General features: G+C 54.8%; 16 protein-coding genes. 12 read left to right on the top strand and 4 right to left on the bottom strand.

The window, feature by feature from the left end; translation table 11 throughout:
- Positions 1-21: 21 nt before the first annotated feature.
- The 6 genes from AC3Y2E_RS14700 (at position 22) to AC3Y2E_RS14675 (ending at position 3560) form a co-directional block, all read left to right on the top strand.
- On the top strand, positions 22-501 hold the full coding sequence (locus AC3Y2E_RS14700; protein WP_379211448.1) for a hypothetical protein: 480 nt from the start codon (positions 22-24) through the stop codon (positions 499-501).
- Positions 502-633: 132 nt separating this feature from the next.
- Positions 634-1050: a GNAT family N-acetyltransferase gene (locus AC3Y2E_RS14695; RefSeq protein ID WP_379211446.1), complete on the top strand. Its 417-nt coding sequence runs from the start codon at positions 634-636 to the stop codon at positions 1048-1050.
- The gene (locus AC3Y2E_RS14690; protein WP_379211443.1) at positions 1047-1565 is read left to right on the top strand and encodes an NUDIX hydrolase; all 519 of its coding nucleotides are present in this window, start codon (positions 1047-1049) and stop codon (positions 1563-1565) included. Before AC3Y2E_RS14695 ends, AC3Y2E_RS14690 begins: the two co-directional genes overlap by 4 nt.
- Before the next feature lie 72 nt (positions 1566-1637).
- Positions 1638-2180, top strand: coding sequence for a DUF4269 domain-containing protein (locus AC3Y2E_RS14685; RefSeq protein ID WP_379211441.1), 543 nt, complete (start codon positions 1638-1640; stop codon positions 2178-2180).
- Positions 2181-2219: 39 nt separating this feature from the next.
- The gene (locus AC3Y2E_RS14680) at positions 2220-2864 is read left to right on the top strand and encodes an HAD family hydrolase (protein ID WP_379211439.1); all 645 of its coding nucleotides are present in this window, start codon (positions 2220-2222) and stop codon (positions 2862-2864) included.
- Positions 2865-2903: 39 nt separating this feature from the next.
- The gene (locus AC3Y2E_RS14675) at positions 2904-3560 is read left to right on the top strand and encodes an HAD family hydrolase (RefSeq protein WP_379211437.1); all 657 of its coding nucleotides are present in this window, start codon (positions 2904-2906) and stop codon (positions 3558-3560) included.
- A 220-nt stretch (positions 3561-3780) separates the two neighbouring features.
- On the opposite strand, the gene AC3Y2E_RS14670 is transcribed toward AC3Y2E_RS14675, so the two are convergent.
- Both AC3Y2E_RS14670 and AC3Y2E_RS14665 read right to left on the bottom strand, forming a co-directional pair.
- Positions 3781-4020 carry a hypothetical protein gene (locus AC3Y2E_RS14670; RefSeq protein ID WP_379211435.1) on the bottom strand — a complete coding sequence of 80 codons (240 nt, stop codon included), beginning with the start codon at positions 4018-4020 and terminating at the stop codon, positions 3781-3783.
- A 174-nt stretch (positions 4021-4194) separates the two neighbouring features.
- Positions 4195-4434, bottom strand: a complete 240-nt coding sequence (locus tag AC3Y2E_RS14665) for a hypothetical protein (protein ID WP_190927825.1) — start codon at positions 4432-4434, stop codon at positions 4195-4197.
- Between the two features lie 218 nt (positions 4435-4652).
- Between AC3Y2E_RS14665 and AC3Y2E_RS14660 the strand changes: the two genes are divergently transcribed.
- The 3 genes from AC3Y2E_RS14660 to coaD all read left to right on the top strand — a co-directional run bounded on the left by AC3Y2E_RS14660 (position 4653) and on the right by coaD (position 7217).
- Complete coding sequence (locus AC3Y2E_RS14660; RefSeq protein WP_379211432.1) at positions 4653-5408, top strand: DUF1906 domain-containing protein; 756 nt, start codon at positions 4653-4655, stop codon at positions 5406-5408.
- A gap of 684 nt (positions 5409-6092) precedes the next feature.
- A complete protein-coding gene (gene rsmD, locus AC3Y2E_RS14655) occupies positions 6093-6656 on the top strand; it encodes a 16S rRNA (guanine(966)-N(2))-methyltransferase RsmD (protein WP_379211430.1) in 564 nt (187 codons plus the stop codon).
- 63 nt (positions 6657-6719) lie between these two features.
- Positions 6720-7217: a pantetheine-phosphate adenylyltransferase gene (coaD, locus tag AC3Y2E_RS14650; protein ID WP_379211427.1), complete on the top strand. Its 498-nt coding sequence runs from the start codon at positions 6720-6722 to the stop codon at positions 7215-7217.
- Positions 7218-7375: 158 nt separating this feature from the next.
- Here the strand turns inward: coaD and AC3Y2E_RS14645 are convergent, their stop codons facing one another.
- The gene (locus AC3Y2E_RS14645) at positions 7376-8680 is read right to left on the bottom strand and encodes a hypothetical protein (protein WP_379211425.1); all 1305 of its coding nucleotides are present in this window, start codon (positions 8678-8680) and stop codon (positions 7376-7378) included.
- 108 nt (positions 8681-8788) lie between these two features.
- Here AC3Y2E_RS14645 and AC3Y2E_RS14640 point away from each other — a divergent pair, with 108 nt between their 5' ends.
- Positions 8789-9913, top strand: a complete 1125-nt coding sequence (locus AC3Y2E_RS14640; protein WP_379211423.1) for a SepM family pheromone-processing serine protease — start codon at positions 8789-8791, stop codon at positions 9911-9913.
- 59 nt (positions 9914-9972) lie between these two features.
- On the opposite strand, the gene AC3Y2E_RS14635 is transcribed toward AC3Y2E_RS14640, so the two are convergent.
- Positions 9973-11232 (bottom strand): nucleotidyltransferase, encoded by a 1260-nt coding sequence (locus tag AC3Y2E_RS14635; protein ID WP_379211421.1) that lies wholly within the window; start codon positions 11230-11232, stop codon positions 9973-9975.
- 125 nt (positions 11233-11357) lie between these two features.
- On the opposite strand from AC3Y2E_RS14635, the gene AC3Y2E_RS14630 reads away from it, so the two are divergent.
- Together AC3Y2E_RS14630 and rpmF are read left to right on the top strand one after the other, a co-directional pair.
- On the top strand, positions 11358-11882 hold the full coding sequence (locus tag AC3Y2E_RS14630) for a YceD family protein (protein ID WP_190927838.1): 525 nt from the start codon (positions 11358-11360) through the stop codon (positions 11880-11882).
- Positions 11883-11905: 23 nt separating this feature from the next.
- Complete coding sequence (gene rpmF / locus AC3Y2E_RS14625; RefSeq protein ID WP_190927840.1) at positions 11906-12079, top strand: 50S ribosomal protein L32; 174 nt, start codon at positions 11906-11908, stop codon at positions 12077-12079.
- Positions 12080-12261 lie beyond the last annotated feature (182 nt).

Here is a 12261-nt window from a genome sequence, read left to right as displayed (position 1 = left end):
ATCACTAGGGAGGGGCGTCCTATGAACGGCATCGACCCGGTCCGGATCGTCAAGCTGGCGGCAGGGCTCCAAGTTATCATTTGTTTGTGGATCCTCATTCTGTTTGGGTTTAACGGGGTTTTGCACCATTTCATAACCTGGGATTTGTCTGCCGGCCAACGGCTCCTGTTGCTCAGTTTCGTTTCGGGCGTCGTGCTGGCTGCCGGTTCGGTTGGCGTGTTAAGGGGAAAAAGGTGGGGCTGGTGGATTACGGTTACGATGTGCATCTATCTTTCCTTCGTCTCGGTTCAAAACCTGATCCTGCCTGGTCCAGCGATCCGGCCGGGAGTTTCCCTCCTCGTTAGTTTCAGCTTGCTTATCCTCTTTTTTACTGCAGCGGTTCGGAGAACGTATCGGGTGCATCGGCAGAAGCCCGCTGTTTTGTTGATCGTTTCAATAGGTATTGGCGGGATGTACAGGATCGCTATGTGGGTCATTTCGAACAGTATGGTTTCATCCTAATCAAGGCCGGCAGGGAACTTCTCTGACGGCCGGGCGGGAGGACAAGCCTTATGAGCGGTTCCGGCGGCGGCTGAACAAGATCATGCACTATTTTAAAATAATAACGAAGATGTAAGGGGCGCAGCGCACAAGATGGACATCCGGGAAATGAAGCTGGACGATTATGAAGAGGCGGTCGGGTTATGGCGCCAAACGGAAGGGCTGGTGCTGAGCGAAGCGGATTCCAAGGCGAATATCCGGTCGTTTTTGGACAGAAACAGCGGCTTGAGTGCGGTATGCGTTGAAGGGCGGCGTGTGGTGGGGACAGCGCTGTGCGGACATGACGGCCGGAGGGGCTTCCTGTATCATGTTGCGGTAAGCGAACCGTATCGCGGGAAAGGAATTGCCGGGCGGATGGTCGAACATTGTCTGGAAGGGCTGCGGCTGGCGGGGGTAACCAAGTGCCATCTCTTTACCGTCGAAAATAACGAAATCGGGAACCGCTACTGGTCCGGAACCGGCTGGCGGCGGCGAGACGGAATTTTGCTGTATTCGAGGGATCTGCTATGAACGAATTTATCCGGTATACGATTCTATTTATAAGACAAGGCAGCCGGATTTTACTGCTTAACCGCAATTCGGCACCGGCTAAAGGGCTGTGGAACGGAGTAGGCGGCAAGCTCGAAGCCGGAGAAACCCCGATGGCCGGAGTTTTGCGCGAGGCATGGGAGGAAACGGGCATTCGTTTGACCGAGGTGGCGTACAAAGGAGTTGTCAGTTGGGAGTCGGACGTTTCACCGCGCGGAGGAATGCATGTATTTACGGCTGAACTGCCGCCGTCGCTCGCTTACCCGACTCCTGTCCAGATGGAAGAAGGGCTGCTCGATTGGAAGGAGATCGAGTGGGTGCTGTCGGATCACAACTTCGGTATGGGGGAGATTATTCCGCGTTATTTAAGGACCGTACTCGAAGATGACTCTTGTTATGTTCACCATTGTGTGTTTCAACAGCACAAAGTCATTGCTTACGAGCGCAGACAAATGGAGCCAGTGTTAGCCGGGACGGTTACTAGGAAAGGCTGCTAAGATGAAGCAAGAGGTAATCCGAGAGGAGGCTTCACTCACTACGGGATGGAAGACTGGACAACTATTACATACATGAGCCGAGGCACCGCGGTCCAGCGGAACGCTTACCGGATTATCGGATCGTACGGTTTGCTTGAGAAGCTGAAGCCTTTCCGGCCTGTGGTGGTCGGCACGATCCCTATCGCAATCGATATCCCGGGCAGCGATCTGGACATAGCGTGCGAAGTGGAAGATTTTTTATATTTTGAGCAAACGGTTAGAGAGGCGTTCGGTCATCACGAGTTGTTCGGCTACTCTTACAGAAGTGCGGAGCCTCCAAGTGCCGAGCGGGCGGTGGTACGTTTTTGCTGCGACGGTCTTCCGATTGAGATTTATGGAGAGCAGACTCCAGTGGAGCGACAGAACGGATATATCCATATGGTTGTGGAAGCGCGTCTGTTACAATTGTTCGGAGACCATGCCAGAAACGCCGTTATGGCTAAAAAACGGGCTGGGCTCAAGACAGAGCCGGCTTTCGCCGACTATTTCGGGCTCGAGGGTGACCCTTATCAGGCGCTGCTGGAGCTTGCGAAGGAGCCGGATGAACGTTTGTTTCAAATGCTTATAGTCAGATAATGTTGGGTTTGTATACCCTTGACGGGAGCGGGAATTCAGATGAACTATAAAACGATTCTTTTTGACTTTGACGGAACGCTGGCGGATACGCTGCCGGTTTGCATTCATTCGATCGGGGAAGCGTTCTCGAAGTATGACGGGAAATCGCTGAGCGCCTCTGAGGTAGTGGCGATGTTTGGTCCTACGGAGGCCGATATTATACGGCTTAATCTGGGAAACCGCGACTCTGCAGAAGATGCTGTCCGTTTGTTCTACGATTGCTACGTCCGGGAGCACGACCGGATGGTGAAGCCCAATGCCGAAATCAACAGCCTTCTCGAACGTTTGAAGGCGCGCGGACACCGGATGGGCATCGTTACGGGAAAAGGAAGGGCGGCGCTGGATATCTCTTTGGAAAAGCTGGGGATGAGCGGGTATTTTGACGTAACCGTATCCGGCGACGAGATGACGCGCCCCAAACCGGACCCGGAAGGGGTGCTGACGGCGATGAACGCGCTTGGCGGCACTAGGGAGGAGACGGTGTTTATCGGCGACAGCGAGGCGGATATGCGGGCAGGCAAAGGAGCGGGCGTGTTCACGATCGGAGCTCACTGGCTGGAGCATGTGCAGACACACCGTTTTGATACGACCCCCGATTTGTATATAACCCGGGTCGCGGAACTGATTGACTTTCTGGAAGGCTAGGGCGGACTAACCGAAACGGATACATCCAAGGGGGAAGAAATGAAGCCGGATTTGCCTTACGAAGCTATTATTTTCGATATGGATAATACGTTGCTGAGATCGTCTATTAACTTCCCGCAAATTAAAAGCGAAGTGTTCGCTCTGCTGTGCAAGGAACAACTGCTTCCCCCCGGTTTCCCGGTCGGCGACCATACGATCGCTACCTTAATTGAGACGGCTCGACATACGCCCGGGATGACGCCGGCGCTCGATCAAACGGTATGGGAGATTGTCGTAGAAGGGGAGCGGACGGGCATGGCGGGAGCGGGACTGGAGCCGCATGTGCCCGAGGTGCTGGAGCGGCTTCATGGCCGGTATCCGTTAACCGTCCTCACGAACAATGCGTATCAGGCGGCTGTGGAGGCATTGGAACGAACGGGAATTATTCGTTTTTTTGAACATATCGCGGGGCGGGAGCAGATGGATGCGTTGAAGCCCTCCTCTTCCGGAGTGGCCGCGCTGCTTGCGCATTACCCGCATATTCGCCCCGAAAAGTGGCTGTCTGTCGGCGATTCCTGGATCGACGGGAAAGCGGCGCAGGGAGGCGGAGTCGCTTTTCTGGCGTATAACGCAAAAGTGGCGGAGCTTGTGCGAAGAGAAGTTCCGTTCATCGGACATATTCAATCGATGCGGGAGCTGCTTGGTTTTTTGGAATAGTATAGGCATCGCTGCGTAAACGGAGAACGTACACTCTGCACCGAGGGCTGTTTCAAATGTCATTTTGCAATTTTTTGAGCCCCGCTTCAAACCGGTTTCCTTGAGAAAAAGGATCTCGATCTCCACCTTACCGTGGAATTGAAGGTCCTTTCGTTTAGATATGGGACGTTCCCGTGGGACTGACACTGGGGGAATGTGGACTATACAAGGTCGATGCATGTCAAGGCACCAGCTTGTCGTGTCCTTTCGGGTCGAGCATACCGGGATTCAGGCCGGTGGAGCTGATCGCTTCTTCTTTCATAGCGGTGCTGCAGGACTTACATATGTAGAGCTTGGTCAAGTTCATTTTCAGTTTCGGGTAATACGGATCGCTCGCTTCCAGGCGGTACTCTTTTCGGCAGGTCATACACTTCGCTTCGAGTGACAACAGGAATTCCTCCCCATAATCGGATGACTGCATAACCATTATATCCTATTCGGGAGCAGGCGGATGCGGCCGATTGTGAACGGGAGCGTACATTCAGCGCCAGGCACAAGCGGAATTTGTGCGTTTTGACGGCCGCAAGGAAGGCATGCAGCGAAAAACAGACGAAGCCTCCGCCGGAGCTCATCGCTCCGACGAAGGCGCTCCCCTTTATCTTCTTCCCCCGTAACGCGTATTTCGAGCCATATTTACATTCGCCATTTCCCCGCAAAATTCATCCCGTTCACTGCAAGTATAGACATGTTGATACACCGGCACACAATGATGGCGATTCACCACCTCGACAGCATGAACGACCTGGACGATTTGCGGATGATAGTGATTGCGGTACACAACTCTGGGCGGATCGTATATCGCTTTGGTCGGACAATGGAAACCTTGAGAAGACATATCATGTTCCTCCTTCCAGTGTGGAGATTCACCATAGTATACGAAGCGGGGAGCCGCTTCGACTGTACCTTCGCCCGGTTTTCGGGACGAGAGAACATTTTTTTATTCGTTTCGGCCCGGCATCCGCCTTTTTGTAGAGATACATCGTGTCACTTGCCAAGTGCGGGCGTACCGCTTGCTGCATATGTTACAGAAAAGGACAAGGCAGGTGAACCGAGATGGCACAAGGATTCGATTGTGCAACACCGTTAACCGCAGCGACGGCTGCAGCCTTTAATCGGGATGGCTACGCCTTCGTTTGCCGGTACCTCGTTCCTTTAACAAGCTGGAAAGCATTAAAAAAATCGGAGGCGGACCTGATCAGCGCCGCCGGCTTGCAAATCGTGTCCGTATTCGAAACGACCGCAAACCGGGCGCTCGGCGGACGGAACGCCGGACGTGCAGACGGGCAAACGGCCGTTCAAGTTGCGAAGCAGGTAGGTCAGCCTGAAGGAAGCACGATTTATTTTGCCGTCGACTTCGATGCCCAGCCTTCACAGATGACTACGATCATAGACTATATTCGTGGTGCAAATGAAGCGACCCCCGCCTATGATACAGGCGTATACGGATCGTATGCGGTCGTTCAGGCCGTTCGATCCGCAGGAGCGTGCTCGAAGTTTTGGCAGACGTACGCCTGGAGCAGGGGGCAGGTCGCAAGTGGAATCCATCTTTATCAATACGATAACGGTCCAAGCGGACAGGGGATGCTGATCAACGGGATCATGGTCGATCTGGACGAATCGTATGGGGAAGAAGGGTGGTGGAATACTTTGGCGTACATGATCAAACCGGAGGATGCCAACGAGATCATCGAGCGTTTTTTGGCCCATGAATTCGATAAAGCGTCGGATGCCGACAAAATCCGCCGCAACCAGCTCGCCAACGAGCTTCGTAAAGCTTCGGGACAGCCGGAGCAGATTTATAATGGGTGACTAAAATGGGGTCTAAGCCGTTGAATATTCTACAACGAAAAGAGAGTGTGCGGATAGTCTGCGCGCACTCTTTTTATAACTTACAACAAAACTGAGATTGCTGCATGTTTACATATTTCAAACAGGGATTGACATTGTTTAGATTTAGTACCGAAATAAGAATGACAAGTGTAGTACGAGAAGTGAAGGACAAACCGGAGTGTAGGTATGATGGAAAATGGAGTTTTCCAGAATACGGAAGAGGGAAGCCCTAAGGTGGACCGAGCCATGGTGCTATGCGTACCACTGTTAATGCGATAACTATAGCTGAATACACTAACACAAGACTCTAAACCCTGAAGAGAGGTACAACAAAAAACCGCCCCACACAAGGCCGGGCGGATCATAGTCTTTGGGGGCCGCTTGCGCGAACCCCCTCATGGGAGAGGAGAAACCGGACGAAGAGCTTATGGGGAAACGTAAGTCTTCTCCGCGGTTGTCTACGACATCTTGTGAATGTCGATAGCTTCAATATGGCCCGCAGAACCAAAAGATATACATGGCGGGCTCAAAATTTTTGTGGTTTTTTTGCAGAATATGATACGATAGCTACAGCAAAACCGCTATGGAGGCCGGAATCCAACGACGGGCCGGCCGGCCATTTACATAAAGGTGCCCGCAAGCGGGAGAAACGAGGGAACGATCGTGAGAGTCATTTCGGGGTCGGCGAAGGGCAGACCGCTTAAAGCGGTTCCCGGCATGGGAACGCGGCCGACGACGGATAAAGTGAAGGAAGCCATTTTCAGTATGATTGGACCGTATTTTACGGGAGGAAATGTGCTCGATTTGTTTGCGGGCACCGGAGGTCTGGGCATCGAGGCGCTCAGCAGGGGGATGGAACGGGCGGTTTTTGTGGACGCCGACAAAAAAAGCGTGGAAGTTGTGGCGGCGAACTTGCAGGCAGCCCGGCTATCGGAACAGGCGGAAGTGTACCGGAACGACGCGGCCCGGGCGGTCAAAGCGCTGAGCAAGCGGGATTTGCAGTTTGAGCTTATTTTCCTCGATCCTCCGTACAAAATGACTGCGATTGAAGAGCTGCTCCATTCGATGCAGGAGCTTGGTCTTTTGGCGGAGAAGGCAATCGCAGTCGTGGAGCACGATGCAGCCAACCGTTATGCCGATGAGATCGGGGGGCTGGCGCTCCGGAAACGTGTGGAGTACGGTGAAATTGCCGTATCCGTATACGACAAGGTCGCCCCTGCGACATAGTAGGATGCGAGTGTTCACCTTCCGAAAAACAGTCTAATTTCAGCGCCATCAGGAGATGAGGATATGACTACAATTAAACACGATTATACGGTAGCCGTATATCCGGGCAGCTTCGATCCGGTTACCTTCGGACATCTGGACATCATTCACCGGGCCGCCAACGTGTTTGACAAAGTAATCGTGGCCGTTCTGAATAACAGCAAGAAAAGTCCGCTATTCACTGTCGAGGAGCGCAAGCAGCTGCTTGAGGAAGCTACCCGAGGATTGACTAATGTTGAAGTGGACAGTTTCGGCGAACTGCTGATTACGTACATGGCGGCCAAGCAGGCGAATGTAATCGTTAAGGGGCTGCGCGCCGTGTCCGATTTCGAATCGGAAATGCAGATGGCTTCGCTCAATCACAAGCTGAACGACAAAGTCGAGACGTTTTTTATGATGACAAGCCCGCAATATTCGTATCTCAGCTCCAGCATCGTGAAAGAGATCGCCCGTTTTCAAGGTCCGGTTTCCGATCTGGTCCCGGCCGAGGTGGAAGCGGCGTTGCGGGTGAAGTTTACATAAGCTGATCTTGCCGATTGTTTAGAAGAAAGCTTCTCAACGAGCTCTTTCCCACGTCGCCTTTCCAGGTCGAATGACCCTGTATAAGCGGCAGCTTTTCTACATTCAGAATGTCCTAGATCGCTATGAATATGTTGAAAATGGCGCCCGTCCAAAGCCAATTACGACGGTTTTCGGAAACGAAGCAGCACCGAGAGCGCGATGGACATGGCGGCGAGTCCGGCAAGGACAAGCGCCAGGTCGAGCATCCGGTAGGGGGCAGCCGCCCACAGGCTCCAGGCGTCCAGCGTTACGGGCTGAACCGGATCGGCTCCGCTTTCCGGCAAAAAGCTGGGCTGTATCTGGGACAACCAGCCCGTTAACGGCCGCCATAATACGAAGGTCAGAACAACGGCCAAGCCGGCGTGGAGGAGACGGGACAGCAGAAACGATACGTACCGGAAGTCGGTATGACGAACGGCGGTTTGTACCTGCAAATGAACCGCGGCTCCGCTCCAGGCGAGCGCGGCACCGATCAGTGCGGCTGTAGCGGCATCCGGCATACCTCCGGAAGCGCTCAGCCGGTTCGTTCCGATATGAAGCTCGAGCAGCCCGGACAACATGCTTCGGACGGAATCCGCCGGGGACGACAGCGAAGGGACCGCCACAGAGACGACATCCGCCAGCAGACCGACAATGCCGGCCGTGTCCAGCACGCCGAGCAGCACGGAGAACACGATCATCGTACCGCCGATCATCATGAGCGTTTGGATCGCATTGGAGACCGAATCGCCGAGCAGCTTGCCGAGAGAGCGGCCATCCTCGAGACGAGCGGCGTGCATGTCCGACATCGCGCGAATGAGAAGGGAATTTCTGGTGCGAACCGGTTTCCGTTTGGTTTGTAAAACAGTAGTTGTACCGGGCAGCGGGGCATCCGGGAGGTCGCCGGGCGGTGTCCGCCACAGGAAGCGCATCAGCACGCCCATACCGATCGCGGCGGCATAATGAATGATCGCGATTGCGGCTCCCGCCTCGGGACTATGAAGAAATCCCGCTCCGAGAACGGTCAGCATAAAAAAAGGGCTCGCCACGTGCGAGAGCGCGAGTAAGCGTTCGCCGTCTTCACGGCTGACCCGCTTTTCCAGCCGCAGCTTGCTGGCCGCATCCGCTCCAAGCGGAAGACCGCCGACAGTCCCGACGGAGAGAACCCAGCCGCCGATGCCGGGAAGTCGGAACAGAAGCCGGGTGGCGGGCTCCAGCAGCGTACCGAGGCCGCGAATCGCGCCGAAGCCGGACAGCAGCTCGCTTAGCATCAGAAACGGAAGCAGCGAAGGGAATACGATCGTCCACCAGATCGTTAATCCTCCAAGCGAGGACTGAAAAGCCCGTTCCGGAAATAATAGTATGGAAAGCACGAGCACGGCCGTCAGCACGGCGAGCACGACGGTGAATTCGCGGCTTCTCGCGTGAAACGTCCCGAGTTGCATGTGAATCGCCTCCAAACGATGGTGCTACCATGTTTACGCGAAGCGGCGGCGCTTTAGACCAAGCCCCTTCCGAGAACGGCGGGGCGATTGACCGGAGGGAGCACACGGATGATGTACGATCACCACAGAGAACGAGCCAAGCTGAGATGGACGCGCAGCTTTCTGTCCACGTTTCTTATTACGCTGGCGGTTATCTATGCGTTTTATTTCATTCCGGTTCCGTATTACATCTACAAGCCGGGAACGGCGGAAGAACTGAAGCCGATGGTTAGCGTGACGAACGGCGACCCTGAGGAAAAAGGGACGTTTATGCTGACTACCGTGACGATGGGACGGTCCAGCATCTTAAGTTTACTCACCGCCAGACTGAATCCGAATGTGGAAATCCGCAAAAAGCAGGAAGTGCTGCGAGGCAGCTCGGAGCAGGAATATTCGACCCGTCAGGAATATGTCATGCTGGATTCCCAAGGAAACGCCATTCAGGCGGCGTATAAAAAGGCCAATATCCCGTACCAAATCGAATCCCAAGGCGTGCTCGTCATGCAGGCGGTGGAAGGATATCCGGCGCACGGTATCTTGCAGCCGGGGGATCGCATTATCCAGGTTGGGACGAAACCGGTCATCAAGCATGAGGATATCGTCAACGAAATCAAGCGGCATCAAGCGGACGAGTCGGTCGAGGTCACGATTAAACGGGGGAAGACGGAAAAGAAAGTAGCGGTAACGCTGAAGGATTTGAACGCGATCGACGCGGCGAACGGCAAACCCGGAGCGGCGGGCGGAGAAAGCCGGGTCGGTCTGGGCATCTCTACGGCTGAGCTGCTTGAGATTGTACCTGCGCAAGGGGATAAGAAAGTTACGATCAATGCCGGAGAAATCGGGGGGCCGTCGGCCGGATTGCTGTTTTCACTGGAAATCCTCAACCAGCTGACTCCCGGGGATTTGACGAAAGGTTACCGGATCGCAGGGACCGGCACGCTGGACACGTCGGGCAATGTGTGCTCGATCGGCGGCATCCGGCAAAAAATCGTGGCGGCCGATCGGGAGAAGGCGGACATCTTCTTCGCCCCGGCCGACCGGAAAAAGGGCGAATGCAATCTGAGCGCCGACGTACCGAACGCATCCGATGCGGCGGATCAGGCGCAAAAAATCGGGACGAAGATGAAGGTCGTCCCTGTCGCCACGATGGAGGAAGCTGTGCATTATCTCGAAACGCTGAATCCGAAATCGTAAACCGTTCCTGCGAAGGCGCACCTGCCGGGATGCAAGTCCTGCCAGGTGCGCCGCGTTATTTAAGGAAGACGAAGGGGAGGCTCGTAGTAATCGCGCCATAACTCCGCTTTCGCCGGAGAACGGAAGGCCGAAGCGTGAACAGTCGCGGACCGGATGTCGAGCTCCAGAAACGGATGCCGGAACGCGGCCGCCTTCGTCACTACCGGGACCGAGGAGCGGGTCCGCATTTGCTTTAACAGCACTTGCCCTTGGGCGGAGAAGCCGAGCACGCGCAAGTAAGGAACGCCTTGGCCGAGCAGCTCGGGGGACAGTTCTTCTTTACGGTGATGGAGCAAGATGCGGGTCATCGTCCGCTGCAGCTTGGTACGGGTATACCGTTTCGTCTTGAGATTGTTCATCAACTGCCCGAACGGGTCCCCCAGGTCGGGCTGCACGTCTGCTATAGCCCGACCGATCCGGTGCTCGAGCCCTTCCGTCACTTCCCCGATGCCGGCCAGCTCCGCGGGAGCGGTTACGGCAAGCCTGGCGAACAAGACGCGGTAAAAGCAATCCCAGCTTACCGGAGCGCGTCCCGCCTCAAGCTCGCGCTTCAGGATCGTCCACGTGTAATCCGGCACAAACGGGCGAAGCGCTTCGGCGCGGCCTTCATCCGCGAGCAGCTTGCGGAGAGCCGTGGCGCTGGCGATCTGCTCGTCCGTAATGTCCGTCTGATTATAGCCGGCTTTTTGCCTGCTGATCGTATACGGCGTCATCGTTCCTCCGAGCCGCTCGAGCGCGAGCAAATAATGCAGTCCGAGCGTATTGTTCGGCTGGGCGAGCCAGTCGGCCCCGGATGGATCGCCCAAGCAGCCGGCCGCTGCGGCCGCATAGGCGTGAGGGTAGCTGATCCCGTTTTTCAAATGAGACCTCAGCGCTTTCTGGAATCGTCCTTCCCCGCCATCCGGCGCATTCCGGTCGGCGCTGTGCAGCCGTTTGGCAGCTGTACGCAGCAAGCCGATGTCCCCGCTTTCGCTGCCAAAGCAGAAGGAATCGACCACTCCCGCAGCTTCGAGAGCCGAGACGGCGCCGAACGCGAACCATTCGGCAGGCTGCGTAGAATAGGCAACGGGCAGTTCGATGACCAGGTCGGCTCCCATCCGGAGCGCCATTTCCGTACGCGCCCATTTGCTGACGAGCGCCGGTTCGCCTCTTTGCAGGAAGCTGCCGCTCATCACGGCAACGACGGCGTCCGCGCCTGATACGATTTTGCTTTGTTGGAAATGATAAACGTGACCGTTATGCAGCGGGTTGTATTCGACGATAATACCGACCGTTTTCAAAGGAATGCTCCTTTTCCGTTCTACGGATGCGTTCTTGGATATTTCTACTATAGCACGGCCGCAAAACGTTGACAAAATAGGAACGGAATCGATATAATAGTCTATGTTTGTTTGGAGTGATTAACATGAAAATGAACATCCGGGATCTGGTTTCCAAATCGGGACAGGTCCGGTTCACCGAAGACTTGGACATCGGTGGTCTGTTTCAAGGTCAAGGCGATGTGCTTCGGGTCGACCCGCTTCACGTAGATGTGGTAGCGAAGGCTGATTCCGGCATCGTGGATGTTAGCGGGACGTTGACCCTTCCAGTCGAATTCGCTTGCTCGCGCTGCTTGAGCCATTACGGCCAGCGGCTGACGATCCCGTTCCGGGAACGATTTACGCGCGACAAGGAACATCTGGAAGAGGGGGATGACGAGGAAAACGAACTGTTCGTGATGGAGGAAGACGTCGTTGATCTGACTCCGTTCGTCGAAGAGGGCGTTCATCTCGGATTGCCTTACATTCCGCTGTGCATGCCCGAGTGCAAAGGCTTGAATCCGGAAACAGGGGCAAATCTGAATATCGATCCCGCGGCCGTACCGGAACCGCGCATCGATCCGCGGTTGGCCGTGTTACAGCAATTGTTCGACAATGGGAACGAGAAATAAGACTCTGAGAAGGAGGTGGGAATATGGCAGTTCCATTTCGTAAAACATCGAAAAGCACCCGTGACAAGCGCCGTACTCACTTTAAATTGTCCGTACCAGGTATGGTAAAATGCGACAATTGCGGCGAACTTAAGCTCGCTCACCGCGTATGCAAAGTTTGCGGTACTTACAAAGGCAGAGAGATCGTCAAGCAATAACAATTACAGGCAGGACGCAAAAGGTACTTCATTTCGATGAGGTGCTTTTTTCTTTTCCGAGGGAGAAGCAAGAAGAGCCGGCCTACCCGGATGTCGTTCGCGGGGCCCGTTTTGCAGGATTGGGCCTTTCTTTTTGGACGGGAATTTTATATACTAACGTTTAGTACCTGGTAACAATCGAT

The organism is Paenibacillus sp. MAH-35 (assembly GCF_058135425.1).
Note: the sequence above shows the minus strand (reverse complement) of the source record. Positions and strands in the feature narration are given on the sequence as shown.

Bases quoted from the DNA above. Each gene is read 5' to 3' on its own strand.
- coaD (WP_379211427.1), top strand. From the start codon at position 6,720: ATGACTACAATTAAACACGATTATACGGTAGCCGTATATCCGGGCAGC.
- AC3Y2E_RS14695 (WP_379211446.1), top strand. From the start codon at position 634: ATGGACATCCGGGAAATGAAGCTGGACGATTATGAAGAGGCGGTCGGG.
- AC3Y2E_RS14660 (WP_379211432.1), top strand. From the start codon at position 4,653: ATGGCACAAGGATTCGATTGTGCAACACCGTTAACCGCAGCGACGGCT.
- AC3Y2E_RS14690 (WP_379211443.1), top strand. From the start codon at position 1,047: ATGAACGAATTTATCCGGTATACGATTCTATTTATAAGACAAGGCAGC.
- AC3Y2E_RS14670 (WP_379211435.1), bottom strand. From the start codon at position 4,020: ATGCAGTCATCCGATTATGGGGAGGAATTCCTGTTGTCACTCGAAGCG.
- AC3Y2E_RS14640 (WP_379211423.1), top strand. From the start codon at position 8,789: ATGATGTACGATCACCACAGAGAACGAGCCAAGCTGAGATGGACGCGC.
- AC3Y2E_RS14645 (WP_379211425.1), bottom strand. From the start codon at position 8,680: ATGCAACTCGGGACGTTTCACGCGAGAAGCCGCGAATTCACCGTCGTG.
- rpmF (WP_190927840.1), top strand. From the start codon at position 11,906: ATGGCAGTTCCATTTCGTAAAACATCGAAAAGCACCCGTGACAAGCGC.
- AC3Y2E_RS14630 (WP_190927838.1), top strand. From the start codon at position 11,358: ATGAAAATGAACATCCGGGATCTGGTTTCCAAATCGGGACAGGTCCGG.
- AC3Y2E_RS14680 (WP_379211439.1), top strand. From the start codon at position 2,220: ATGAACTATAAAACGATTCTTTTTGACTTTGACGGAACGCTGGCGGAT.
- AC3Y2E_RS14700 (WP_379211448.1), top strand. From the start codon at position 22: ATGAACGGCATCGACCCGGTCCGGATCGTCAAGCTGGCGGCAGGGCTC.
- AC3Y2E_RS14685 (WP_379211441.1), top strand. From the start codon at position 1,638: ATGAGCCGAGGCACCGCGGTCCAGCGGAACGCTTACCGGATTATCGGA.
- AC3Y2E_RS14665 (WP_190927825.1), bottom strand. From the start codon at position 4,434: ATGTCTTCTCAAGGTTTCCATTGTCCGACCAAAGCGATATACGATCCG.
- AC3Y2E_RS14675 (WP_379211437.1), top strand. From the start codon at position 2,904: ATGAAGCCGGATTTGCCTTACGAAGCTATTATTTTCGATATGGATAAT.